The sequence below is a fragment of the Algoriphagus alkaliphilus genome, from assembly GCF_900103735.1.
Classification (GTDB): domain Bacteria; phylum Bacteroidota; class Bacteroidia; order Cytophagales; family Cyclobacteriaceae; genus Algoriphagus; species Algoriphagus alkaliphilus.
Window position 1 is genome coordinate 97,652 of the sequence record NZ_FMXE01000013.1, and the last position, 22,173, is coordinate 119,824.

Annotated in this window: 27 protein-coding genes; 18 read left to right on the forward strand and 9 right to left on the reverse strand. The window is 41.0% G+C overall.

Going from position 1 to position 22,173, the window contains the following annotated elements; translation table 11 throughout:
• Nucleotides 1-36: 36 nt before the first annotated feature.
• On the reverse strand, nucleotides 37-1,656 hold the full coding sequence (locus tag BLQ81_RS10885; protein WP_092729984.1) for a CTP synthase: 1,620 nt from the start codon (nucleotides 1,654-1,656) through the stop codon (nucleotides 37-39).
• A gap of 325 nt (nucleotides 1,657-1,981) precedes the next feature.
• Between BLQ81_RS10885 and BLQ81_RS10890 the strand changes: the two genes are divergently transcribed.
• Both BLQ81_RS10890 and BLQ81_RS10895 read left to right on the forward strand, forming a co-directional pair.
• Nucleotides 1,982-2,560, forward strand: coding sequence for a hypothetical protein (locus BLQ81_RS10890; protein ID WP_139183615.1), 579 nt, complete (start codon nucleotides 1,982-1,984; stop codon nucleotides 2,558-2,560).
• 116 nt (nucleotides 2,561-2,676) lie between these two features.
• Entirely contained in the window at nucleotides 2,677-3,081 is a 405-nt protein-coding gene (locus tag BLQ81_RS10895) for a hypothetical protein (RefSeq protein ID WP_092729986.1), read from the forward strand.
• Between the two features lie 52 nt (nucleotides 3,082-3,133).
• Here the strand turns inward: BLQ81_RS10895 and BLQ81_RS10900 are convergent, their stop codons facing one another.
• Together BLQ81_RS10900 and BLQ81_RS10905 are read right to left on the reverse strand one after the other, a co-directional pair.
• Nucleotides 3,134-3,550 carry a hypothetical protein gene (locus BLQ81_RS10900; RefSeq protein ID WP_092729987.1) on the reverse strand — a complete coding sequence of 139 codons (417 nt, stop codon included), beginning with the start codon at nucleotides 3,548-3,550 and terminating at the stop codon, nucleotides 3,134-3,136.
• A complete protein-coding gene (locus tag BLQ81_RS10905; protein WP_092729988.1) occupies nucleotides 3,547-4,122 on the reverse strand; it encodes an RNA polymerase sigma factor in 576 nt (191 codons plus the stop codon). The genes BLQ81_RS10900 and BLQ81_RS10905 overlap by 4 nt, the downstream gene beginning before the upstream one ends.
• A 110-nt stretch (nucleotides 4,123-4,232) precedes the next feature.
• On the opposite strand from BLQ81_RS10905, the gene BLQ81_RS10910 reads away from it, so the two are divergent.
• The gene (locus BLQ81_RS10910; protein WP_092730015.1) at nucleotides 4,233-4,568 is read left to right on the forward strand and encodes a DUF6249 domain-containing protein; all 336 of its coding nucleotides are present in this window, start codon (nucleotides 4,233-4,235) and stop codon (nucleotides 4,566-4,568) included.
• 156 nt (nucleotides 4,569-4,724) lie between these two features.
• Here BLQ81_RS10910 and BLQ81_RS10915 read toward each other — a convergent pair whose 3' ends face one another.
• Nucleotides 4,725-4,952, reverse strand: coding sequence for a hypothetical protein (locus BLQ81_RS10915; protein WP_092729989.1), 228 nt, complete (start codon nucleotides 4,950-4,952; stop codon nucleotides 4,725-4,727).
• Nucleotides 4,953-4,974: 22 nt separating this feature from the next.
• The gene (locus BLQ81_RS10920; RefSeq protein ID WP_092729990.1) at nucleotides 4,975-5,517 is read right to left on the reverse strand and encodes a hypothetical protein; all 543 of its coding nucleotides are present in this window, start codon (nucleotides 5,515-5,517) and stop codon (nucleotides 4,975-4,977) included.
• Between the two features lie 332 nt (nucleotides 5,518-5,849).
• On the opposite strand from BLQ81_RS10920, the gene BLQ81_RS10925 reads away from it, so the two are divergent.
• From BLQ81_RS10925 to aroF, 9 genes are all read left to right on the forward strand, one after another.
• Nucleotides 5,850-7,262 carry an anthranilate synthase component I family protein gene (locus BLQ81_RS10925; RefSeq protein ID WP_092729991.1) on the forward strand — a complete coding sequence of 471 codons (1,413 nt, stop codon included), beginning with the start codon at nucleotides 5,850-5,852 and terminating at the stop codon, nucleotides 7,260-7,262.
• A gap of 168 nt (nucleotides 7,263-7,430) precedes the next feature.
• Nucleotides 7,431-7,820 (forward strand): four helix bundle protein, encoded by a 390-nt coding sequence (locus BLQ81_RS10930; protein ID WP_092729992.1) that lies wholly within the window; start codon nucleotides 7,431-7,433, stop codon nucleotides 7,818-7,820.
• Between the two features lie 51 nt (nucleotides 7,821-7,871).
• Nucleotides 7,872-8,438 carry an anthranilate synthase component II gene (locus tag BLQ81_RS10935; protein WP_092729993.1) on the forward strand — a complete coding sequence of 189 codons (567 nt, stop codon included), beginning with the start codon at nucleotides 7,872-7,874 and terminating at the stop codon, nucleotides 8,436-8,438.
• A gap of 36 nt (nucleotides 8,439-8,474) precedes the next feature.
• The gene (gene trpD / locus BLQ81_RS10940) at nucleotides 8,475-9,485 is read left to right on the forward strand and encodes an anthranilate phosphoribosyltransferase (RefSeq protein ID WP_092729994.1); all 1,011 of its coding nucleotides are present in this window, start codon (nucleotides 8,475-8,477) and stop codon (nucleotides 9,483-9,485) included.
• A gap of 9 nt (nucleotides 9,486-9,494) precedes the next feature.
• Nucleotides 9,495-10,313, forward strand: coding sequence for an indole-3-glycerol phosphate synthase TrpC (gene trpC, locus BLQ81_RS10945; RefSeq protein WP_092729995.1), 819 nt, complete (start codon nucleotides 9,495-9,497; stop codon nucleotides 10,311-10,313).
• Nucleotides 10,313-10,942, forward strand: a complete 630-nt coding sequence (locus BLQ81_RS10950) for a phosphoribosylanthranilate isomerase (protein WP_092729996.1) — start codon at nucleotides 10,313-10,315, stop codon at nucleotides 10,940-10,942. Before trpC ends, BLQ81_RS10950 begins: the two co-directional genes overlap by 1 nt.
• 72 nt (nucleotides 10,943-11,014) lie before the next feature.
• Nucleotides 11,015-12,193 carry a tryptophan synthase subunit beta gene (trpB, locus tag BLQ81_RS10955; protein ID WP_092729997.1) on the forward strand — a complete coding sequence of 393 codons (1,179 nt, stop codon included), beginning with the start codon at nucleotides 11,015-11,017 and terminating at the stop codon, nucleotides 12,191-12,193.
• A 243-nt stretch (nucleotides 12,194-12,436) separates the two neighbouring features.
• Nucleotides 12,437-13,210 (forward strand): tryptophan synthase subunit alpha, encoded by a 774-nt coding sequence (gene trpA / locus BLQ81_RS10960; protein ID WP_092729998.1) that lies wholly within the window; start codon nucleotides 12,437-12,439, stop codon nucleotides 13,208-13,210.
• A gap of 177 nt (nucleotides 13,211-13,387) precedes the next feature.
• Entirely contained in the window at nucleotides 13,388-14,407 is a 1,020-nt protein-coding gene (gene aroF, locus BLQ81_RS10965; protein ID WP_092729999.1) for a 3-deoxy-7-phosphoheptulonate synthase, read from the forward strand.
• A gap of 135 nt (nucleotides 14,408-14,542) precedes the next feature.
• Here the strand turns inward: aroF and BLQ81_RS10970 are convergent, their stop codons facing one another.
• From BLQ81_RS10970 to BLQ81_RS10985, 4 genes are all read right to left on the reverse strand, one after another.
• Nucleotides 14,543-14,830, reverse strand: coding sequence for a type II toxin-antitoxin system RelE/ParE family toxin (locus BLQ81_RS10970; protein ID WP_092730000.1), 288 nt, complete (start codon nucleotides 14,828-14,830; stop codon nucleotides 14,543-14,545).
• Entirely contained in the window at nucleotides 14,823-15,062 is a 240-nt protein-coding gene (locus tag BLQ81_RS10975) for a ribbon-helix-helix domain-containing protein (protein ID WP_092730001.1), read from the reverse strand. The genes BLQ81_RS10970 and BLQ81_RS10975 overlap by 8 nt, the downstream gene beginning before the upstream one ends.
• A gap of 405 nt (nucleotides 15,063-15,467) precedes the next feature.
• Nucleotides 15,468-16,634: a 6-bladed beta-propeller gene (locus BLQ81_RS10980; RefSeq protein ID WP_175454215.1), complete on the reverse strand. Its 1,167-nt coding sequence runs from the start codon at nucleotides 16,632-16,634 to the stop codon at nucleotides 15,468-15,470.
• A 232-nt stretch (nucleotides 16,635-16,866) separates the two neighbouring features.
• Nucleotides 16,867-17,079, reverse strand: coding sequence for a hypothetical protein (locus BLQ81_RS10985; protein ID WP_092730003.1), 213 nt, complete (start codon nucleotides 17,077-17,079; stop codon nucleotides 16,867-16,869).
• 252 nt (nucleotides 17,080-17,331) lie between these two features.
• Between BLQ81_RS10985 and BLQ81_RS22270 the strand changes: the two genes are divergently transcribed.
• The 6 genes from BLQ81_RS22270 (at nucleotide 17,332) to hisIE (ending at nucleotide 21,938) form a co-directional block, all read left to right on the forward strand.
• On the forward strand, nucleotides 17,332-17,502 hold the full coding sequence (locus BLQ81_RS22270; protein WP_175454216.1) for a hypothetical protein: 171 nt from the start codon (nucleotides 17,332-17,334) through the stop codon (nucleotides 17,500-17,502).
• Between the two features lie 384 nt (nucleotides 17,503-17,886).
• A complete protein-coding gene (locus BLQ81_RS10995) occupies nucleotides 17,887-18,678 on the forward strand; it encodes a phenylalanine 4-monooxygenase (RefSeq protein WP_092730005.1) in 792 nt (263 codons plus the stop codon).
• 72 nt (nucleotides 18,679-18,750) lie between these two features.
• Nucleotides 18,751-19,347 carry an imidazole glycerol phosphate synthase subunit HisH gene (gene hisH / locus BLQ81_RS11000; protein ID WP_092730006.1) on the forward strand — a complete coding sequence of 199 codons (597 nt, stop codon included), beginning with the start codon at nucleotides 18,751-18,753 and terminating at the stop codon, nucleotides 19,345-19,347.
• Nucleotides 19,348-19,613: 266 nt separating this feature from the next.
• A complete protein-coding gene (hisA, locus tag BLQ81_RS11005) occupies nucleotides 19,614-20,330 on the forward strand; it encodes a 1-(5-phosphoribosyl)-5-[(5-phosphoribosylamino)methylideneamino]imidazole-4-carboxamide isomerase (RefSeq protein WP_092730007.1) in 717 nt (238 codons plus the stop codon).
• A 193-nt stretch (nucleotides 20,331-20,523) separates the two neighbouring features.
• Complete coding sequence (hisF, locus tag BLQ81_RS11010) at nucleotides 20,524-21,279, forward strand: imidazole glycerol phosphate synthase subunit HisF (protein WP_092730008.1); 756 nt, start codon at nucleotides 20,524-20,526, stop codon at nucleotides 21,277-21,279.
• A 62-nt stretch (nucleotides 21,280-21,341) separates the two neighbouring features.
• Nucleotides 21,342-21,938, forward strand: coding sequence for a bifunctional phosphoribosyl-AMP cyclohydrolase/phosphoribosyl-ATP diphosphatase HisIE (gene hisIE, locus BLQ81_RS11015; protein WP_092730009.1), 597 nt, complete (start codon nucleotides 21,342-21,344; stop codon nucleotides 21,936-21,938).
• Nucleotides 21,939-22,173 lie beyond the last annotated feature (235 nt).

The following is a 22,173-nucleotide window of genomic DNA, read 5'->3' on the forward strand; positions in this document are numbered from 1 at the left end:
CGTTAGTTCCACACCAAAAGTTTTGGTGCAAGTCGATTACTTTACTTTTTTATTATCTATCGCTGCTTGGATAAATTTCACAAACAGCGGGTGAGGGTTTAAGACGGTACTTTTATATTCCGGGTGAAACTGAACACCAACAAACCAAGGATGGTTTTTCAGCTCCATGATTTCCACCAGTCCTGTATCTGGATTTTTACCGGTAGCGATCATTCCTTTGCTTTCAACTTGCTCGAGGTAAGCGTTATTGAATTCATATCGGTGACGGTGTCGCTCCTGAATCTTGGTTTTTCCATAGGCAAGTGCGGACTTACTTCCTTTTTTGAGGTCGCAAGCATACGAACCCAATCGCATAGTACCACCCATTTGGTCGATTTTCTTTTGTTCTTCCATCAGTGCGATCATTGGATGGGATGTGTTTGAATCCATTTCAGTAGAGTTGGTGTCTTGGAGGCCAAGTACATTTCTGCCAAATTCAATCACTGCAACCTGCATTCCCAGACAAATCCCGAAGAATGGAATTTGTTGCTCTCGAGCATATCTGACAGTCTCGATCTTTCCTTCGAATCCTCTCTCCCCGAATCCCGGCGCTACCAGGATTCCATCAAGTTCTTCGAGTTTTGATTCGAAATTATCCGTATGAATTTCTTCGGATGAAATCAGTTTCAAACTGACTTTACACTCCACAGCCGCTCCGGCATGAGTAAAGGATTCGATAATTGACTTGTAAGAATCCGGAAGAGAAACATATTTCCCGACCAATCCAATAGTAACTTCCTGTGTGGGATTTTTCAATCTACCCAAGAAATCTTTCCAATTTTCAAGATCGGTATTGGTTTTTGAAGAGAGCTTCAACTTGCTCATAACGCGTTCATCCAGCTTTTCCTTTTTCATCAAAAGAGGCACATCATAAATGGACTCCGCATCCATGGCTTCGATGACACTGTTTAGTTGAACGTTGCAGAACAGGGCTAATTTTTTCTTCACATCCAGGGGGAGGTGATATTCTGTCCTGCAGACTAATATGTCAGGCTGAATACCCGCCTCGAGAAGTTGCTTCACTGAATGCTGCGTGGGTTTTGTTTTCAATTCCTTGGTAGCCTTCAAATAGGGGATAAGCGTGAGATGAATGACCAAAAAGTTATTGGGACCCAAATCCCAACGTGCCTGCCTTACCGCTTCTATGAATGGTAAAGATTCGATATCACCTACGCATCCGCCGATCTCTGTGATGACTACATCATATTTTCCCTCTTCACCAAGTTTGTAAAAATTACTTTTGATTTCGTCTGTGATATGTGGAATCACCTGTACTGTCTTGCCAAGAAATTCACCTTTTCGCTCCCTCGTGATTACATTGTTGTAAATTCTGCCAGTAGTGATATTGTTGCTTTGAGAGGTGGTGACATTTAGGAATCGCTCGTAGTGCCCCAAGTCCAAATCGGTCTCCGCACCATCATCAGTCACGTAACATTCCCCGTGCTCATAGGGATTAAGTGTGCCCGGATCAATATTGAGGTAGGGGTCAAATTTTTGGATGGTCACACTGAAGCCCCTGGACTGAAGCAACTTGCCCAATGAAGCAGCAATAATGCCTTTTCCCAGAGATGAGGTGACCCCTCCGGTGATAAAAACGTACTTGGTGGATGAACCCATAAGAATGGAGGAGGGATGGTTTTAATTGGAATCTTATGGGATTCAAAATTAGGGAAATTTCCTGACTTGGTTTCGGAAGTTTGATCTGATTTTTGAGATTTGATGATTTTTAGATTATTCAGTATTCAAAAGGATAAAAAGTAAATAGTGACAGTTTGTGTCGAAAGAATTTTTCGTGTTGTCCTCTCCATTACCATAGTATCGAAATAAAGGAAAATTGATTCCCCGAACAAAAAGCTGATGTTAGGTCACTTTAAAATTATGTTTCGCGAGAAAAATCAACCTTTCCCAATGTCTGATAAAAAAACATAAATGACTTTACAATATGAAGACTAGAAACAAGAGTATGATACTTGTGGATCAGCATATCGAGATGAACCCTGAGTGGATGGCTAAATTGAAAATTCAAGAGCAAGATGTTGTAGTATTGGATCCGGAGAATTTATTTGCCGAATTGGACTGGACTCAGTATGAAGATGACGTCCGTGTTATCAATATTATTTACTCCAGACTCTTCGAAGACGTGGTAATGAATAATAAAAAACTAATTTGTTTTTGGCCACTTGCCCAGCTATATGGTAATGATTGGTTTCAATTGGTATCACTATGTAAGGAAAATTCCTGCGAACTTGAACTATATAGAAGTGGTTTTTTCAATGATGGAAATAATGGGTTTAGCGAAGAAATGCTAAAGTCTTGGAAGAGTTTTGTCTTTTTTTTAATGGAATCCTTTGAGACATTCAATGAAATGCTTGAGAAATTGTTGATGAAGAATGATTTGAGTCTTTATGAATCAAAATTCGTGGACATAAAGCTCGAAAAAACCTATTTCAATTTCCTTGCAAAGGAATTCAAAACAAAGAATCTTATTGAAAACAGGTTAAATACCTATTCAATGAATTAGAATTCAAATGCCGCCATGAAATTTATTTTACAAATAAATAGTAATTTCATTTATGTAATAGAAATCAATTATTATATTGCAGGGATTTTTATGAACACAAATAAATCCTGAAAAAAATGAGAGAACTAATTAAAGAAGCCATTGTTGACCTAAAGAAAACAGATGGTTTTATCTACGTAACTGCTGAAGGAAAAAAAATTGATCTTCATGAAGCAGCAGCAAGAGGACTTGCAGTCACTCCTGTAAATCCAAAAGACGAAGTAATTAAAAAACTTGAAGCAGCTGGATTGTTTTTGACAGACTCAAAATTTGTGAATGAATTAAACGACCTAATCAGTGTTCTGAGCGGAAGTTCGGCTTCAAGAGGCGCAGGAAAGAGAAGATCTTTTTCTGATTCTGAAAAGTACAAAATTGTAGAAGAGTGGAAAAAGGTAGAAGCTGCAGGCAAAAAGACTAAGGCTGCATTTGCAAGAGAGATTGGAGTTGGCTATCAGACGTTTATCAACTGGCTGAAGAGCTAATTGTGTTTGATATAAACAAAAAAAAGACAGCCGTTTCGCTGTCTTTTTTTGTTTATACACTCACTTGTTTATTTCTTAATGTCCCCACAATCATTATAAATCCAAGGATAAAGAAAGCTATGATTCCTATTAAAAATGGAGGGCTAAAATCGACAGTCGGTATTTTGAGATTATAAAAAGTTAAATCTGGGAGGGGAAGGTTAACAGAAGGGAGTTTGTCAAATAAGGAAGGGGATTCCCTTTCGGAAGGAATAAATAATATAGATCCTCCGAAAATCGAACTGATAAATCCAAGAATCAGCTTCCAACCTAAGGAGGAGATCACCGGTTGGTAAACTGCACTGGTTTTTTGGAGGGACTCGATTTTATTTAATACAGACAAGTGAAAATCTTCCCCGGGAGATTGGACGCCAGCATCGATAATTAGTTTTTTTATCGGATCTGATACGCCATGCGTTTCCTTTTTCATTTTGTTCCTATTAATTCACTGTTTGTTAATTTTTGTAACGCAACCCCCAAATGGTTTCTACCTCTGAATAGTTGGACTTTGATATTAGATTCTGAATTTCCTGTGATTGTTGAAATTTCCTTTATCGATTGATCTTCCAAATAAAACAGTGTCAATACAACAGCCTCCGATGCACTGAGCATTTCTATTCCTTTTCTAACCAAAGCAGCACGCTCTTTCAACAGCATAATCTCCAAGCCGCCCATTAAATCCGCGGGTTCTTCCGGATTATTGACCAACTCTTCAACTAGAGTGAAATTACGCTTCACTTTTCGAAGTCGACTGAGGCATTCATTGTAGACTATTCGATACATCCATGTCGTAAACTTAGACTTACCCTCAAATCCAGACAGTGATTGATAAATTTTAACGAATGTGTCCTGAGCAGCCTCCTGAGCTTCTTCCGGATTTTTGAGCATGCGCACAGCAAGCGTGTAGACCAGGTTTTGGTGTTTTTGCACCAGCAAACCAAAGGCCTGCATATCACCTTGTCGGATTAGCTTGATGTAATGATGGTCTTCCAGAAATCGCATTCATCAATTAGATGGAGTTGGGATGAAAAAAGTTACAATTTATTTTTTATAATTTTTTGTAACCTGACTAAGGCAACTTGCATCCAAAGGACAAACAAAACAAAAACTACATGCAAGAAGAAATCCTGATTCCGCTGATTATTTTCTCCACTATTTTTGGAGTGGCTTATGTGTACCTGACCACACGCAATAAAGAGCGACTTGCGCTTATCGAAAGAGGAGCTGATGCAAGTCTGTTTAATTCCGGAAAAAAACGGGGATTAGGTTCCATCGTACTTAATCTTGCCCTGTTGGCAATTGGGATAGGAATAGGTGTGCTAGTTGGTGCCGGTTTGGAGCAAGGCGGAATGCACGCTGATGTGTCGTATCCCGCCAGTATATTCATCTTTGGAGGATTGGGGCTTGTTGTCAGCTTTTTTGTTGACAGAAAGCTTGAAAAGGAATAAGTCGGCAAGAGGCTTGAAACAAATCATTATCCCGCGTTTCTTAATCTTTGAAATGCGGGATTTTCTATGATTTGAAGGATGGTGGGATTTTTGAATAGCGCTGCTCAGTTGTAGAAAAATTTCAATACAAGTTTCTTAAATCCACTGAATCGATTATTATCCTTTTGCCAAGGTCAATTGAAATTCCAATGCCCCGCAAGGCTTGAATTCATCTTCTTCCAAGTCTTCGAAAATCTCTTCGTCAAACTCCATTTCAGTCTTTTCGATCGTTCCGTCGGGATGCACAATCAACTCGATTCCTGTAAAATCCGATGGATTGACCATCACCAGAACTTGATAGTCGTCAAAAATGCGCTTGAAATAATGAGCGATTGGTTTGGCCATTTTTTCCTGCGAAGTTAAGAAATCATTGAATAGTTGCGATTCTGGATGTGAGAATGATCACTTCACTAGGCGGTTTTTGACTACTTTTTATCCGGTCAAATACATAAAATGCCTGAGCTAAAAAGTCTTTTTCGTTTAAAGTTTTAACAGGTTTTATCCCAAAATTTTCCACTATGAACAATGGTCCATAAGGGCCAATAACATCGTACCCGTTTCGGTTACGCTTCAATTTTACTTTAAAAACCTCACCATCAATAAACTCAAATCGGGCTGTTCCCCAAAAATAACTTCCTCTGCCTCTTGCTACCTGAAGTTTGGAGTCTTGATCAATAATTCTGGCATTTTTTATAATACCATTGTTGTTATTGAAGAAAATCCGGAAATGCCTTTCATTTTGGCGAAGATCAGCATATCGGAAACCCGGATCAACCTTAAGAGTCGCTCCTTCCACTCCCTCCGAAGTAAATCTTACTTCATGCATTGGGGTTTCCCAAACGGATTCCTGACCTTTTACTACCCCAAACGAGAAAATGATACTGAAAAAGAGGAGTGTTAGTTTTTTCATGGTTTGTTAGGATTATGTTCAATTTCTTGAACGGGTTGGGGAGTACTTGGTTTGAGTTTGATAGGAAGTACTTAGTTTAGGAATGAAACAGAGATGCTTTCAAAAGATTTTTTTGAAAAAAACGAAAACTTGCTTTGTCTTTTGTAATCCCTTTCTAAATTTGTCCCATTCTTATGAAAACAATCGCAAACAAATACTGGTGGTGGCATTCTACATCTTTCCAAAGGAAAGCTCAGAAAGCCGTTGCCTAAAATTTGTGCAACAACAACATAGTAAAAGGCTTACTGGAATTTCCCGGTAAGCCTTTTTTTGTATAAAAAAATCAACCCCGAATGAGCCACGTTAAATTTCCAATTCTGACTACCTACCGTAAGCGCTTGGCGGATACGATCACCCCGGTCAGTATTTATTTACAGATCAGAGACCGTTTTGCCAATCCGATTTTGCTGGAAAGCTCCGACTATCATGGTCAGGAAAATAGCTATTCGTTTATCTGTTTTAATCCGCTTGCTACATTTAGCTTCAATGCTGGAAAGGTTCAGGAAAAACTTCCTACGGGGAACATTTTGGAATACGAAGTAGGTGAGAAAAAGCGCTTGATGGATTGTCTGAGGACATTTGGAAATAAGTTTGATCCAACTCCGGACAAATTTAAGTTCAGTACCAACGGGCTTTTCGGCTACATCCAATATGATACTTTGGCCTATTTTGAAGATATTAAACTCCAAAATACTACGCCAAATGACACTCCGATGATGCAGTATTCTATGTACCAAAACATCATCGTGGTCGATCATTATAAGAATGAATTGCACTTATTCGAGCATCGTGTAGCTGGGGCTGAGAACCCAGAATACATGGATGAAATCGAAACTCTGCTGAATAACAAAAATATTCCGGCCTATTCGTTCAAGAAAATCGGTGAGGAAGTTTCCAACTACACAGATGAGCAATTCCTAAAAATTCTCAACCAAGGCCGAGAACACTGCTTTAGAGGAGATGTCTTTCAAATTGTGCTTTCCCGCAGGTTTACTACCGACTTCAAAGGAGATGAATTCAATGTCTATCGCGCGCTGAGATCAGTAAATCCTTCACCTTATTTATTCTATTTTGACTACGGTTCCTTCAAGGTTTTTGGAAGCTCGCCTGAAGCACAGATTGTAGTCAAAAACCGAAAAGCAACCATTTTCCCGATTGCGGGGACCTTTCGAAGAACTGGGAATGATATAGAAGATGCCGAATTGGCCAAAAAACTCTTTGACGATCCCAAAGAGAACTCTGAGCATGTGATGTTGGTCGACTTGGCCAGAAATGACCTTTCACGTTCTTCAGACAGTGTCGAAGTGGATGTGTTCAAAGAAATTCAATACTACTCACACGTCATCCATTTGGTTTCCAAGGTGACAGGGCATCTGCCTGAGGGAGCTAATCCGCTTCAGCTTGTGGCGGACACCTTTCCTGCTGGAACCCTCAGTGGTGCCCCAAAATATCGCGCGATGGAACTGATCGATGAGTTGGAAAATACCAGCAGACAATTCTACGGAGGAGCGATCGGGTACCTCGGATTCAATGGAGATTTCAATCACGCCATTTTGATAAGATCTTTTGTTTCGGAAAACAATCAACTCAGGTTCCAAGCCGGGGCTGGAGTTGTAGCCAAGTCTTCGATTCCCTCCGAACTCCAGGAAGTAGCAAATAAGCTTGAGGCCTTGAGGGTGGCGTTGAGAGCGGCGGAGGGGATTTGATTGAAAGATTGGAAGATTGAAAAATTGAAAAATTGGAGACACAGAGGGATACCATTAAATCTAGCTCATGTTTCTTAAATCTAAATTTCTAAACATTAGTGTCTCTGTGAACCCTTAGGTTTGAATTATTGAACTACAAAGAATTGAACAATTAAGAATTGAAATTTTATGGCAAAGTACGAGCGGTTTGAGGATTTGCCAGTTTGGCAGCATGCGATAAGGATTGGAGTAAGGATCTACGGCCTTGTTGATTCTGAAAAACTGGCAAAAGATTACAGAGCCAAAGATCAATTGGTTGGCTCGGCAATTTCGATCTCAAATAATATAGCAGAGGGATTTGAATACAACAGAAACCGCCAATTCATTCGCTATTTGGAAATAGCCAAAGGATCTGCCGGAGAACTGAGAAGTCAACATTTTCTTTTGCTCTCGGCGGGAAAAATAGATGAAGAAATATACCAAGAAAACTATCTGGATTTAGTTGACTTTTCCAGTGAATTAAAGGGTTTTGTTAAGTACTTAAGTGAGTTTGAAGACAGAAAGAAGAAGGGTGATTAACTCTCTCCAATCTTTCAATTTTCAAATATTTCAATTTTACAATTCAACAAAATGAAAATCCTCGTCCTAGATAATTACGACTCCTTTACTTACAACCTCGTGTACATCGTACGTCAGTTGGGATATGGAGCGCAGATGGATGTTTTCCGAAATGACAAAATCAGTTTGGAGGATGTCGATAAATACGACAAAATCATCCTTTCCCCAGGACCAGGGATTCCTTCCGAAGCTGGAATCATGCCTGAATTATTAAAGAAATATGGTTCAACGAAGTCCATATTAGGAGTTTGCTTAGGTCATCAAGCCATTGGAGAAGCATTTGGCGGAAGCTTGATCAATCTCTCAGAAGTCCTTCATGGCGTTGCCTCTAAGGTCACCGTTCAAAAGGACTTGCTTTTCGACCAAATCCCCGATACATTTAGTATTGGAAGATATCATTCCTGGGTCATCGACGAATCCACCCTTTCGCCTGATCTAGAAGTGATTGCCCGTACTCCTGATCAACAAATTATGGCTGTTCGTCATAAATGGTATAATGTTAGAGGCGTTCAGTTTCATCCCGAAAGTATTTTAACCGAAAATGGTGTACAAATCATGAAAAACTGGTTAGAATCCTGAGTCTACTAGCCCCATTAATCACCCACTTCCCCAGAAATGAAAGATATTCTAAATCAATTGATAGAGCACAAAACGCTTTCTCAAGATCAAGCCCGAGAGGTGTTGAAAAACCTGGCTACTGGATCCTATAATTCCAGTCAGATTGCGGCTTTTATGACTGTTTACCTGATGCGTAGCATCACGGTAGAGGAGTTGCGCGGCTTTCGCGAGGCCATGTTGGAGCTTTGTATTCCTGTAGAGATTGCAGAATATGACGCCATGGATCTCTGCGGCACCGGAGGAGACGGTAAAGACACCTTTAATATATCTACGCTGGCATCGTTTATCGTTGCAGGAGCCGGGCAAAATGTGGCAAAACACGGAAATACCGGAGTTTCCTCGATCTGTGGCTCTTCCAATTTGCTTTCCTATTTCGGCTATGAGTTTACCAATGACATCAGCGAAATCCGTCGATCCTTGGACGAAGCAGGACTTTGCTTCCTTCATGCACCACTTTTCCATCCGGCCATGAAAAATGTGGCTCCCATTCGGAAAGAATTGGGAGTAAAGACATTTTTCAATATGCTAGGCCCGATGGTAAATCCGAGCTTTCCCCAAAAACAATTAGTAGGTGTATTTAGTCTTGAACTTGCCCGCTTGTATGGATACCTCTATCAGGAAATGGAAGGGAGATTTTCCATTCTTCACGCCTTGGATGGCTACGATGAAATATCACTCACCGGTCCCTTTAAAATGATTTCCAACCAAGGTGAAAAACTCCTAAATCCTGAAAATTTGGGCCTTTCCAAGATTACTGCTGAAAGCATTGCCGGAGGAGATACCGTTCAAGAATCGGCCAAAATCTTCGAACGAGTGCTGAAGGGTGAAGGTACCAAAAGTCAGAACGCTGTGGTGACTGCAAATGCCGCTGCTGCTTTGGTGACTGCCAAAGAAGGGTTGAACTTTCCCGATGCAGTAGCGCTTGCGGAAGAAGTTTTGCTTAGTGGGAAAGCCCTCCGCGTTTTCAACGGGTTGGTTAATCCTAAAACCACCATATCAGTAGCTTAATCATTAATTATGAACATTCTAGAAAAAATCATCGCAGATAAATACCGGGAAGTAGCTGATAAAAGCAGTGTGCTTCCTATTAAATTATTGGAGCAAAGCATCTATTTCGAAGGGAAAGTTGTCTCTATGAAAAAGTATGTGACCAATCCGGAGAAATCTGGGATAATCGCTGAATTCAAGCGAAAATCACCATCAAAAGGTATGATCAACGGTTCAGCTTCCGTAGAGCAAGTCAGTATTGGTTACATGCAGGCAGGCGCATCTGCCTTGTCGATATTAACGGACAAAGAGTACTTTGGAGGATCTAATGAGGACCTAAAAGTGGTTCGCAAATACAATTTCTGCCCTATCCTACGGAAGGATTTTGTGGTGGATGAATACCAGATCATCGAAGCAAAGTCCATCGGAGCAGATTGTATTTTGCTTATTGCCGCTGCTCTGGATCCAGGAAAATTGAAATCTCTTGCAGCTTTCGCAAAGAGCCTCGGATTGGAGGTTCTTCTTGAAGTACATGATGGCGAAGAATTGGATAGATGTCTGAATGATCACGTCGATTTGGTAGGCATCAATAACAGGAACTTGAAGACCTTTGAGGTTTCTTTGGACACCTCTTTAAACTTGATCAATAAGATTCCTTCCAATTTTGTGAAAATTTCAGAAAGTGGAATTTCTGATCCGAATACGATAATGGAGTTGAAAAAAGCTGGATTTGAAGGTTTTCTGATCGGTGAAAACTTCATAAAGTCAGCAAGGCCAGAACAGGCAGCTTACAATTTCATTAAAGAATATCGAAAACTCTTGGCTGCGGCTGTGCTAAGCAAAGCATAATGGAAGTCAAGGTCTGTGGCATGCGTGAACCGGAGAATATCCGAAATCTGATTTCTGAGGTAAAGCCGGATTGGATGGGATTGATCTTTTATTCCAAATCCCCTCGTTTCGTTTCAGATGATTTGGCAGTGCAGATTTCTGAATTAAAAATGAATAAAGTTGGGGTTTTTGTCAATTCTGACCTAAAGACTATCCTTGAAAAAGTGGCTGGTTTTGGATTGAAAGCTATCCAATTGCATGGAAATGAAAGTCCTGAATTTGTTCAAAATCTTGCCGAAAAGTCAGACTGCGAAATTTGGAAAGTCATTTCTGTTAAGGATGAAATTGAATGGGAAAGTCTGAAAAGTTATCTTCCCTTTGTTAGCAAGTTTCTGTTTGATACAGCCACAGCAGTACATGGAGGTTCGGGAAAGCGATTTGATTGGAAAGTTTTGGAAACTTATCCCTTCGACAAAGGCTTTTTAATCAGTGGAGGTTTGGATGAAGAAAGCGCAGACGAAGTTTTAGCTTTACGACAGCAAATCCCCCAACTCCAGGGAGTAGACCTGAATTCCAAATTTGAGGTCGTTCCGGGATTAAAAAACATTGAAAATTTGGTACGATTCAAAAATCTACTGACTCAGTTATAGTCATCAAATTTACTTCGGAGCTAGACTCTGAACCCTATTAACCATTAACTAATAACATTTAACTGACACCAGATGATACGTGTAGATGAAAAGGGCTTTTACGGAAAGTTTGGAGGGGCATATATTCCCGAGATGCTTCATCCCAATATTGAAGAACTGAGGGAAAATTGGGAATCGATCATAGCTACTCCGGAATATCAAGCCGAGTTTCAGATGCTTTTGAAAGACTTCGTAGGTCGTCCTACCCCATTGTATTTCGCTACCAGACTTTCTGAAGAATTCGGTGCTAAAATCTACCTCAAGCGGGAAGACCTCTGCCATACAGGTGCTCACAAAGTCAATAATACCGTTGGTCAGATCATTTTGGCAAAAAAGCTGGGCAAAAAGCGAATCATCGCCGAAACCGGTGCCGGGCAGCATGGTGTGGCCACGGCTACAGTTTGCGCCTTAATGGGAATGGAATGTACTGTCTACATGGGTTCGTTGGATATCGAACGGCAAAAGCCAAATGTAGAGCGGATGAGAATCCTTGGGGCGAAAGTGGTTCCGGCTACTTCCGGATCTCAGACGCTTAAGGACGCGACCAATGAAGCCATGCGTCAGTGGATCAACAATCCCGTGGATACGCATTACATCATCGGATCGGTGGTAGGGCCCCATCCTTATCCGGAGATGGTTGCCAGATTTCAGTCTGTGATTTCTGAAGAAATCAAGTGGCAGTTGATGGAAAAAGAAGGACGGGAAAACCCGGATGCAGTCATCGCCTGCGTAGGCGGCGGATCCAATGCTGCGGGAGCTTTCTATCACTATTATAATACACCTGAAGTGCGACTTATTGCTGTTGAGGCAGCAGGGCTGGGCGTATTTTCAGGAAAATCCGCTGCTACCACCGCATTGGGTACCCCCGGGATTTTGCATGGATCCAAGACCATTCTGATGCAAACTGAAGACGGTCAGGTAGTCGAGCCACATTCCATTTCTGCAGGTTTGGATTATCCTGGCATCGGACCGGTACATGCACATTTATTCGATGTGGGACGTGCCGAATTTGTCGCTGTGGAGGATGAGGATGCGATGAAAGCTGGAATTTTTCTCAGTAGAACTGAGGGAATCATTCCTGCCATAGAAACTGCCCACGCCATTCATGCCTTGAATATGATCGAATACCGAAAAGACGATGTGATTGTGATCAATCTGTCCGGAAGGGGAGATAAGGATCTGGAGACGTATATTAAGTGGGGAGGATATTGAAGGAGGTACGAAAGACGAGATACGAAATACGCGGTCAATAGTATTTAGATAATCTCTCTCCAAATTAGACCAAAGGATATTTAAGAAAGGTGAAAGTCGAATTGTAATCTGCGAACGTATGATCTTAACTGAAATTGCGATCCAAAACTTTACAACCTTACCACTTTCCAACCTTTCAACCCAATTTTCCAATTTTCAAATTTTTCAATCCGCCACGGCGGACAAGTTCTATCAATAAACAAAATGAACCGAATACAATACTTATTCAACACCAAAAAAGAACGGGTTCTCTCGATCTACTTCACAGCGGGATTTCCTGATTTAGAGGATACAGTTCCGATCATGGAAGCTATTCAGGCTGGAGGAGCTGATATTATCGAGATCGGAGTTCCATACTCGGACCCGATTGCGGATGGACCGACTATCCAGGACAGCAACCTGATCGCCTTGGAAAATGGCATGAGCCTGAAAAAGCTCTTCGATCAATTGAAAGGTTTCCGAGCCAAAATCCATCTTCCTGTTGTTTTGATGGGGTATTTAAACCCGATCATGCAGTACGGGATGGAGGCTTTTTGTAAAAAATGCAAAGAGGTCGGAGTAGACGGACTGATCCTACCCGACCTGCCGATGCAGCAATACCAAGATGAGTTTAAAGAACTCTTTGAAGAATACGGCTTGTTCAATACCTTTCTGATTTCTCCACAGACTTCTGAAAAGCGGGTCCGGGAAATCGACCAAAACTCAAACGGATTTATCTACATGGTTTCGGCACACAGCATTACCGGAGCGCGAACAGGCATCAGTGAAGAGCAAATCGCCTATTTCGAGCGGGTTAAAGCTATGAACCTAAAGAATCCTAGGCTGATTGGCTTTGGGATATCAGATTCCGAAACATTCACCACCGCTTCCAATTATAGTAATGGAGCAATTATTGGATCGGCTTTTATCAAAAAAGTAAAAGACGCCAAAAACCTGAGTGAAGACATTCAGGAATATATTCAGTCAGTGATTAGTTAATAAGTTATCAGTGAATGGTTATTGGTAAAGCAGTGATTGGAGGATTAGAGGCAAAAAGTTAACGAGGTACCAACTCCCCCTTTTCAAAGGGGGTAGGGGGGATTCCTTCAAATTGCACTTCAATCTCAAACCCTATCAAAAACCTCGTAAATCGTAATTCGTAAATCGTACTTCCTCATGATTATCCAACTTCAACCCGACATATCCGACAATCAAAAGGAAAAATTGATCAATCAGGTCAATGGGATCGGCTATAAAACCACCGAGGTCAAAACCCAATTGGGGGATTACCTGATCGGTATCGGCAAAAATGAATTCGACATCCGAAAAATCGGCCAGATGGATGGCATTCAGGACATCCATATTGTGTCTGATGAGTACAAGTTGGTTTCCAAAAAGTGGAAAGCCAAACCCACTTCTGTCGATCTCGGCGATAATGTCTTTATCAAAGACGGGGAAATGGCCATCATCACCGGTCCATGTTCCATCGAGACGGAAGAGCAGATCCGGAAAGTAGTCGCCCACTGCGTGGAAAATGACATCAAAATGATGCGTGGCGGCGTGTTCAAGCCCCGAAGCAGTCCCTATGCCTTCCGCGGATTGGGACTGGAAGGACTAAAACTCTGGCATGAAATCGCCTCGGCCGCCGGGATCAAGATCGTGACCGAAGTGATGCAGACTTCTCAAATCGAGGAAATGTATCCTTATGTGGATGTGTATCAGGTTGGAGCGCGAAATTCCCAGAATTTCAATCTGCTGGACGAACTCGGCAAGGTGGACAAAGCTGTAATGATCAAGCGGGGGATTTCCGGTACGATCGAGGAACTGCTACAGTCAGCGGAGTATGTTTTTTCCGGAGGAAATGAAAAATTGATCCTTTGCGAAAGAGGGATCCGAACTTATGAAAGTGCTTCCAGAAATACCCTGGATCTAAATGCTATTCCTATCCTGAAAGCCAAATCACATCTTCCTGTGATTGTGGATCCGTCTCATGGAATCGGTATTCGATCCTATGTGCCGCAGATGGCTCTGGCAGGAGTGATGTCCGGTGCAGACGGAATTATCTATGAATCCCATGAGATTCCGGAGAAAGCTTATTCCGATGGACAGCAAACTTTGGATTTTGCACAAAGTGCAAGACTGGCTGCTTGGATCAGAGAGAGCTTTGCCATGCGGAAATCTTTTGAGTTGTTGTGAAAAATCGAATCGCATTTGGATTAACGTCCTGCTTCTAGAGAAGCAGGACAACGGGTTCTTTCCGTTATGCTGCTTTTCCGAAAGCAGCATTTTTGGTTTTCAAGATCCGGCATCCAGAAGCAGGAAAATAAAAGGTTACAAGATTTTCGATAGATCCTGTCTCCCGACAATCGCCATTATTTCAACGGTTTCTTGATTTATTCGAAAGTAAATGCTGTCTGATCCACAAACGCAACGTCTATATCCGGCTTTAATGTGATCAATAGATTCGAATGAAAAGGGTCTTTCTGCGATTACCTCAAAGCAATTGAAAAAATTGTCGAAATAGGTTTCAGCTTGGGTCATCCCAAACTTTTTTTCATCCCATTGATAGATTCGGATCAAATCCTCCTTTGCTTCTTCGCTCAGTCTATAGTTAGCCATTTACCGCGGCTTTAGCTTCAGCTAAAATCTGTTCTTTGGTATCAGAGGTAAACCCACCGTTTTCCGCCTTTTCTAGTTTTGTTCTTAGCCAATCTATCTCAGCCTGCTGTTTTCTGGCTTGTCTGATCAGATCATTTACCAATTCACTTTTGCTGGAATATTCCTGGTTATCCACCTGAGATTTTAGCCATTCATCATTTGGAGGGGTGAGAGAGATACTTTGTCGTGCCATAAGATATTATTTGGTGTAAAAATACACCAGAAATGAGTCAGGGCCAAACTTTTTGGCTTTGGTATCGATAGTAAAGGTCTAAAATGGTACTTTAAGAATGGTAAAACTTTGGAGTTAGCACAGAGTGCAAAATTGACTGCTTGGATTTTAGAATTTTTCACTAGAATGAAAACTTTTGAAATATTTTAAATATGTGTATCCGCACTGATGCACGTGGACTAGATTTGGGGTATTTTGTATGCGGATACACGTCCACAGACGACTGTCAACAGTCCACAGCACATTCAATTGGAACTTAATTCTACCTTTATTTGGGTACGTGCAGCTAACCGAATACACATAATTTTAAAATATGAAAAACAATAATCGGCTGTTTCTTTTAATACAGCCGATTTTACTTTTAAGTTATTTTACGCTCTCAGGATAGGGGAGCCTGAACTTGACGATGATGGGATTTTCGTCTTTTTCCAATGTGTTTGGATCTAAGTCTTTGAAAAATCGAGTATCCGTTAGACTTCCTCCATTTTCAATATAATCTATTAGGTATACTGAAGGCATATATCCGTATAAATAGGTAGAATCAGACAGGATAAGTACGAGGTCATCAATTATCTTCTTTACATGCCCTATGGATATGACCGATTTAGTGTTTTTGTCGTAAAGAAGATTATATGCTCTGGCACCTTCACCAAACCAAAAATATAGGTGATTATTTGTTTCTCGTATAATCTGTGGAGGGGTATAAAACTCAGAAGAAAGGATTTCCTGTCGTCTCTCCCAGTAATTCATTAGTTCAAATAAAGGAATTTCTTTATCTCCATAGTCAAACCTGAACTTGGTATACACACTATCCTTTGTCAAACCTAGGATATCAGTGGAACCAAGCATTCCCGAAATATTAAATTCATTTTTTGATGCAGCCGGGTAAAAGATGTTTGCATCAATAACTCCAAATTTTTTCTCCACATAAAAATTAGTATTTCCATTTTCGACTCTTAATAAATGATGAGTGCCGAGTTCTTCCTTACCAACACGTTGATTGGGTGGTAGGGGTGTCCAGAGATATAAGATGTCTCCGATTCGGCAAAAATTGGTGAAATTCTTGTCTTTCGGCAAATCTCTTAAATCTTCAGTGCTGATGTATTCAAAAGTGCTAAGCTTATATCTTTTTAGCTTCAGATAATCCAAAATCTCAAGTATGTCATTTTCAAAGTCAATTTGTACATCACGTATTTCCAGATATTCGGCAGGGCCGTCTCCCATGCGATCAAAAATTTGTTTTGGATTTCCTGAATCATCGAAAACAAAGATTTTACTTTGATTTCGATCAAAAACATAAAAATGTTCACCACTTGGAGAAACTATAAACTTATCCACATATGATACAATATGATTGTCAAGAGGCTTCAAATAAGTGATTTTTTCAACCACTAGACTATCTGGCCACTTGAATGGAATCGAGGAATCTACCTTAAGTGAAACAGGGGAAGTAAAATTTGTTAAACTTGAGATAGGCTCTTTTTGACCAGAAGAACATGCTAAAGAAAAACCAAGAAGGAGTGATGTCAGCAAGTGAAAAAATAATGATTTCATTAATAAATGGATGTTTTCAATTTGAATTTTTTCAGAATTGAGGGATTCAATAAAAACCCAAAGATTTTACGATTAAAGCCAGAACTTCTTTCGATAAACCTTTAGGTTTTTACAATCAACTAGATCTTTCCTTTGTTGAATTAGTTATTATATTTCCTTATATGGTAAATCAAAATTCAAGTTTAATTATGACTAATTATAAGGATTAAAGTTATTGTATAGGAGACGTCGGTCCACAAAATCCAGGACCGTGTTTGCAAACATCTTGGACTACGTGACCACCGGGAACAGGAACTTTTTGACGGGCAACTATTATTCCATAGCTGTAAGTTTGAGCCTCGGATTCAATAGGCTGAAAAGTTAGGAATGCAGGAATTGCCAAAGCAATTCCAAGTTTTGCAAAGAATGATTTGAATTTTCTCATAGTTTTTTAATTTGATGTGAAACAAAGATGAAGACTTAATTTTTAATTAAATCGGACAAAAACGGACAAAAACGGACAAAAACGGACAAAAACGGACAAAAACGGACAAATTTCCTTTGAAAGAATTCCTGATAGATCTCAGATTGGAAAAATAAGGTTGGAAATCTTTTTTGAGATTTTTTGCAGTTAAGAGTTGTGTTAGTTATACTTGGTTTTAATGTTTTAAAGCTAAACCACTTTTTTCAATACCCCATGACCCAAAAAGCCAAATCCCGTCAGGAAATCGCCGAAGAATTTGGGATTTCCGCCAAGACGCTTTCCAGGTGGATCTTAAAGGAAAAGCTTCAGATTCCTCAAGGTCTGATTTCTCCCAAGGATCAGGAATTGATTTATAAGAAATTTGGGAAAGTAATTAGTAAGTGACTTTGCTAAAATTTTGTCCATACTTTTTCGGGAAATCTTTTGACCTTTTGTGAAAATAAAATTGTCGATTGACGAACAGCTTCTTAAATTCACACCATGAATCCAACACCAAGAACCTACGTACATCATTCTTATCGTCTCCTCCAATGAGGGAATAGGAATGCTTTGGTTTTTGCTGAAGAATTAAAAAGGCCTATTCCATTGCTGGTGTAGGCCTTTTTTGGTTTAATCGTAAACTCTCCAAGGGCTCCAAGTCCCTTGGAGGGTTCAAAGTTGAGACAACCCTCCAAGGGATTCCAAACCTTTGGAGGGTTTAAAGCAAGAAATATCATCTCTCCAAGGGATTAAAAACCCTTGGAGAGTACCCATAAACCCAAGTATAAAATGACTGACAAACCCAAAGACTGGGTCTTTACCGACCCGAGATTAATAGAGTTGAAGCAGGATTATGCTGCTTACACGGAGGAAGATTTTAAAGTTTGGAGGATTCTATTCGAGCGACAAATGCCGAATCTCCCCAAAGCTGCCTCTCAGGCCTATTTGGAAGGGGTGGAAAAAGTGAGATTCACTGCGGATCGAATTGCTAATTTCGAGGAGCTGAATGAGATCCTTGAAACTCAAACTGGCTGGAAAGTGCAGGTAGTACCTGGGTTGATTGATGACGATTTGTTTTTCGGTTTGCTGAACAATAAGCGTTTTCCTTCTTCCACTTGGCTTCGCAAAATGGAACAGCTCGACTACCTTGAGGAGCCGGATATGTTTCACGATGCCTTTGCCCACATGCCGCTTTTGGTCAATCAGCATTATGTTGATTTTCTCGAAAATCTCTCTGGAATTGCATTGAAGCATATTCAGAACCCATGGGCGATTCAGTTGCTGAGCCGGATTTATTGGTTTACGATTGAGTTTGGACTAATCCGTGAAAATGGCAAATTGAAAGTCTATGGAGCTGGAATCTTGAGTTCTGCCGGGGAAACAAAGTTTTCACTTTCCGACGAACCCAAGCACTTCCCTTACGATGTCCGTCAAATTATGAGTACAGAATACTGGAAAGATCGCTTTCAGGATAAATATTGGGTGATCGACAGCTACGAGCAGCTTTTTGAGTCTTTGCCTGAGATAGAGGAAGTGCTAGAGGAGATGTTGGCAAATAAGACGCAAGATGCTAGACAATAGACTTTAGACGCTAGACATAAGAAATAGACACCAAGTCTTGAATCTTGTGTCTAGAGTCTTGATACTTAAAAAATGAAAACAGCCGTAATCAAATACAACTCCGGAAACGTCCAATCGGTCCTATATGCGCTGGAGCGACTGGGGGTGGAGGCCGAACTCACGGATGACACAGAGAAAATCCGTTCGGCGGACAAGGTGATCTTTCCCGGTCAGGGAGAAGCAAGTACAGCCATGTCTTACCTTAAGGCCAGAAAACTGGATCAGCTGATCAAAGAGTTGAAGCAGCCATTTCTTGGGGTTTGTCTGGGTTTACAGTTGCTCTGCGAGCATTCTGAGGAAAATGATACAGAATGTATGGGGATCTTCCCCGTGAAAGTGAAGCACTTTATTCCCGAAAATTCTCAGGAATTCAAAGTACCCCATGTGGGTTGGAATGAGCTTGAAAATTTGACTCAAAACCCGCTCTTAACTGATCTGCCTGCCAATCCTTTTGTGTATTATGTCCATAGCTTTTATGCGGAAATGAGTAAATACACGATCTCAAGCACCCATTACATTCATGACTTCACTGCGATTCTGCATCGGGATAATTTCTGGGCGATCCAGGCACATCCAGAGAAGAGCAGTGTGGTAGGGGAAAAGCTTCTTGAAAACTTCCTTTCCATTTAAAATACCCTTCGACTACGCTCAGGGTGACAGGCACCTTGACTTACCAAATAATATTTATTGTGTCAGGTCGATCGGAGTCGAGACCAAATAGAATAGAACCTCAAACCTTAATTCCTGCAAGTGTTGTGTCTTAAATCTTGCATTTGACGCCGTTGTAAGTGTCTCACTCACAACCAAAATAAGAAAAGAAAAAAATATCGAATGAAGAATGCTGAATATCGAATGTCGAATCTCGGTTTTTGCTTTTTGTTTCTAATCTCCCCAAAATGAAAATAATTCCCGCCATAGACCTCATCGGAGGCAAGTGCGTCCGACTCTGTCAGGGCGACTACAGCAGCAAAAAAGAATACCACGACAATCCCCTCGAAATGGCCAAGCGTTTTGAAGGTGTAGGAATTCAGCACCTTCATCTGGTAGATTTGGATGGGGCTAAAGCCAAAAAGATCATCAACGGCGAGGTTTTGGAGCGGATCTGTGCTGGAACTTCCCTTCAGGTTGACTTTGGAGGAGGAATACAGTCCGATGAAGAGATTGAAAAAGCTTTTGCATTGGGAGCAAAGCAGGTGACCGGAGGAAGTATAGCAGTCAAAAATCCTGTTCTTTTCAACGAATGGATCAGCAAGTACGGAGCGGAGAAGATTATTCTTGGCGCTGATGCGAAAAACAAAAAAATCGCTGTCGGAGGCTGGGAGGAAACTACTTCGGTGGATTTGATTCCTTTTATCAAGGCTTATTTCGAGAAAGGCATCAGCTATGTGATCTGTACAGATGTAGCGAAGGATGGCTTACTTCAAGGGCCTTCAACCGAATTGTATCAAGAGATTTTGCAAGAAATCCCTGGCTTAAAGTTGATTGCCAGTGGAGGTGTTTCCTCAATGAAGGATCTGGAAGAGCTGGAGAAAATAGGTGTTTACGGCACGATTGTCGGCAAGGCCTACTATGAGGGAAGGGTGACATTGGAGGAATTAGCAAGTTTTGAATGAGTATCTAGACATTAGACGCAAGTATCAAGACCTAAAAATCTAGACCGAACTTTACTTTACCGCCTTAACACTTTCAAACCTTTCAACATCAAATTCTAATTTTCCAATCTTTCAATCTTCCAATTTTTCAATCAATAATGAATATCGAACACCGAATGTTGAATAGCGAAGTAGTGAATAACGGAATAGAAAAATGCTAACAAAACGAATCATCCCCTGCCTTGACATCAAAGACGGACGCACAGTCAAAGGAGTCAATTTTGTCCAACTCCGGGATGCAGGTGATCCTGTTGAATTGGCAAAAATCTATTCTGATGAAGGGGCGGATGAGCTGGTCTTTTTGGATATCACTGCTACGGTGGATAAGCGTAAGACTTTGGCCGAACTGGTAACCAAAGTGGCTAAAGCGATCAATATTCCTTTTACTGTAGGCGGTGGAATCTCCACCGTGGAGGATGTGAAAGTCCTCCTCAATGCCGGTGCGGATAAGATTTCTATCAATTCTGCAGCTGTGCACAATCCCAAAATAGTGGATGAAATGGCTGCGGAATTTGGTTCCCAATGTATCGTCGTAGCTATCGATACGCGGAATGTGGATGGACTGGATTTTGTGCATACCCATGGTGGTAGGAAGGCTACATTGTTGCGGACTCAAGCTTGGGCCAAGGAAGTAGCTGATCGGGGTGCCGGTGAGATATTGCTGACTTCTATGGATCATGACGGAACGAAAGCTGGGTTTGCCAATGAGATTTTAGCGGAGATATCATCAGCTTTGTCCATTCCGGTAATCGCTTCGGGTGGAGCAGGGACGATGGCGCATTTCAAAGATGTGTTTACCTTTGGCAAAGCCGATGCGGCCTTAGCTGCCAGTATTTTCCACTTCAAAGAAATCCCCATCCCGGAACTGAAAGAATATTTGATTAGAGAAGATATCAGTATTAGGAAATAAAGTTTGGAAAAGAGAGAGACCTGCCAGGTTTTCAAAACCTGGCAGGTCTTAAAACGAATATTATGAATATAGACTTCAACAAAATGAATCACCTCGTTCCTGCCATCGTCCAAGATGCCTTGAGCGGAAAGGTCCTGATGCAAGGCTTTATGAATGAAGAAGCTTTGGCAAAAACCCAAGAATCGGGAATGGTGACTTTTTTCAGCCGAAGTAAAAACCGGCTTTGGACCAAGGGGGAGACTTCAGGCAATTTCATGGAATTGGTTTCTGTAACGGTGGACTGTGATGGGGATTCGATTTTGATTAAAGCCAATCCCCGTGGGCCGGTTTGTCATACCGGTGCAGATACCTGTTTTTTTGAAGAAAACGCATCTAAAACCGGATTTATCGATCAGCTTAGATCCATCATTAAAGACCGAAAGAATAATCCCAATGACTCTTCCTATACCGCTTCACTTTTCGCCAGAGGCATCAATAAAATCGCCCAAAAAGTGGGCGAGGAGGCGGTGGAAATTGTGATAGAAGCTAAAGACGACAACAAAGCACTTTTCCTTGGGGAAGCAGCGGATTTACTTTTTCATTATTTGGTTTTGCTGGAAGCCAAAAACTATGAACTCGATGAGGTGATGGAAGTGCTGATGGAGCGGCATAAAAAGTAAGAGGAAAGCCCGATCAATTGACCGGGCTTTTCTGTATTTAATTGTTTTGATAGAGCTCATTATACGAATCCTCATTCATTCCTTTGCTGAAGCGTCGGAGGTTGTACGTGAATGATACCATGAAATGCCCATGAGAATAGCTTCTCACACAGGGGAATGATTATCCAGGGCATTCCATCTGACCATTAAAAAACAAAATATAAACAGATGAAATACCCATGTCGAAAGAGCGACA

Bases quoted from the DNA above. Each gene is read 5' to 3' on its own strand.
- trpD (WP_092729994.1), top strand. From the start codon at position 8,475: ATGAAAGATATTCTAAATCAATTGATAGAGCACAAAACGCTTTCTCAA.
- BLQ81_RS10915 (WP_092729989.1), bottom strand. From the start codon at position 4,952: ATGGCCAAACCAATCGCTCATTATTTCAAGCGCATTTTTGACGACTAT.
- BLQ81_RS10930 (WP_092729992.1), top strand. From the start codon at position 7,431: ATGGCAAAGTACGAGCGGTTTGAGGATTTGCCAGTTTGGCAGCATGCG.
- BLQ81_RS10950 (WP_092729996.1), top strand. From the start codon at position 10,313: ATGGAAGTCAAGGTCTGTGGCATGCGTGAACCGGAGAATATCCGAAAT.
- hisIE (WP_092730009.1), top strand. From the start codon at position 21,342: ATGAATATAGACTTCAACAAAATGAATCACCTCGTTCCTGCCATCGTC.
- aroF (WP_092729999.1), top strand. From the start codon at position 13,388: ATGATTATCCAACTTCAACCCGACATATCCGACAATCAAAAGGAAAAA.
- BLQ81_RS10920 (WP_092729990.1), bottom strand. From the start codon at position 5,517: ATGAAAAAACTAACACTCCTCTTTTTCAGTATCATTTTCTCGTTTGGG.
- hisA (WP_092730007.1), top strand. From the start codon at position 19,614: ATGAAAATAATTCCCGCCATAGACCTCATCGGAGGCAAGTGCGTCCGA.
- BLQ81_RS10910 (WP_092730015.1), top strand. From the start codon at position 4,233: ATGCAAGAAGAAATCCTGATTCCGCTGATTATTTTCTCCACTATTTTT.
- trpA (WP_092729998.1), top strand. From the start codon at position 12,437: ATGAACCGAATACAATACTTATTCAACACCAAAAAAGAACGGGTTCTC.
- BLQ81_RS10895 (WP_092729986.1), top strand. From the start codon at position 2,677: ATGAGAGAACTAATTAAAGAAGCCATTGTTGACCTAAAGAAAACAGAT.
- BLQ81_RS22270 (WP_175454216.1), top strand. From the start codon at position 17,332: ATGACCCAAAAAGCCAAATCCCGTCAGGAAATCGCCGAAGAATTTGGG.
- BLQ81_RS10985 (WP_092730003.1), bottom strand. From the start codon at position 17,079: ATGAGAAAATTCAAATCATTCTTTGCAAAACTTGGAATTGCTTTGGCA.
- BLQ81_RS10900 (WP_092729987.1), bottom strand. From the start codon at position 3,550: ATGAAAAAGGAAACGCATGGCGTATCAGATCCGATAAAAAAACTAATT.
- BLQ81_RS10905 (WP_092729988.1), bottom strand. From the start codon at position 4,122: ATGCGATTTCTGGAAGACCATCATTACATCAAGCTAATCCGACAAGGT.
- trpB (WP_092729997.1), top strand. From the start codon at position 11,015: ATGATACGTGTAGATGAAAAGGGCTTTTACGGAAAGTTTGGAGGGGCA.
- BLQ81_RS10885 (WP_092729984.1), bottom strand. From the start codon at position 1,656: ATGGGTTCATCCACCAAGTACGTTTTTATCACCGGAGGGGTCACCTCA.
- hisF (WP_092730008.1), top strand. From the start codon at position 20,524: ATGCTAACAAAACGAATCATCCCCTGCCTTGACATCAAAGACGGACGC.
- BLQ81_RS10890 (WP_139183615.1), top strand. From the start codon at position 1,982: ATGAAGACTAGAAACAAGAGTATGATACTTGTGGATCAGCATATCGAG.
- trpC (WP_092729995.1), top strand. From the start codon at position 9,495: ATGAACATTCTAGAAAAAATCATCGCAGATAAATACCGGGAAGTAGCT.
- BLQ81_RS10935 (WP_092729993.1), top strand. From the start codon at position 7,872: ATGAAAATCCTCGTCCTAGATAATTACGACTCCTTTACTTACAACCTC.
- BLQ81_RS10975 (WP_092730001.1), bottom strand. From the start codon at position 15,062: ATGGCACGACAAAGTATCTCTCTCACCCCTCCAAATGATGAATGGCTA.
- hisH (WP_092730006.1), top strand. From the start codon at position 18,751: ATGAAAACAGCCGTAATCAAATACAACTCCGGAAACGTCCAATCGGTC.
- BLQ81_RS10925 (WP_092729991.1), top strand. From the start codon at position 5,850: ATGAGCCACGTTAAATTTCCAATTCTGACTACCTACCGTAAGCGCTTG.
- BLQ81_RS10970 (WP_092730000.1), bottom strand. From the start codon at position 14,830: ATGGCTAACTATAGACTGAGCGAAGAAGCAAAGGAGGATTTGATCCGA.
- BLQ81_RS10995 (WP_092730005.1), top strand. From the start codon at position 17,887: ATGACTGACAAACCCAAAGACTGGGTCTTTACCGACCCGAGATTAATA.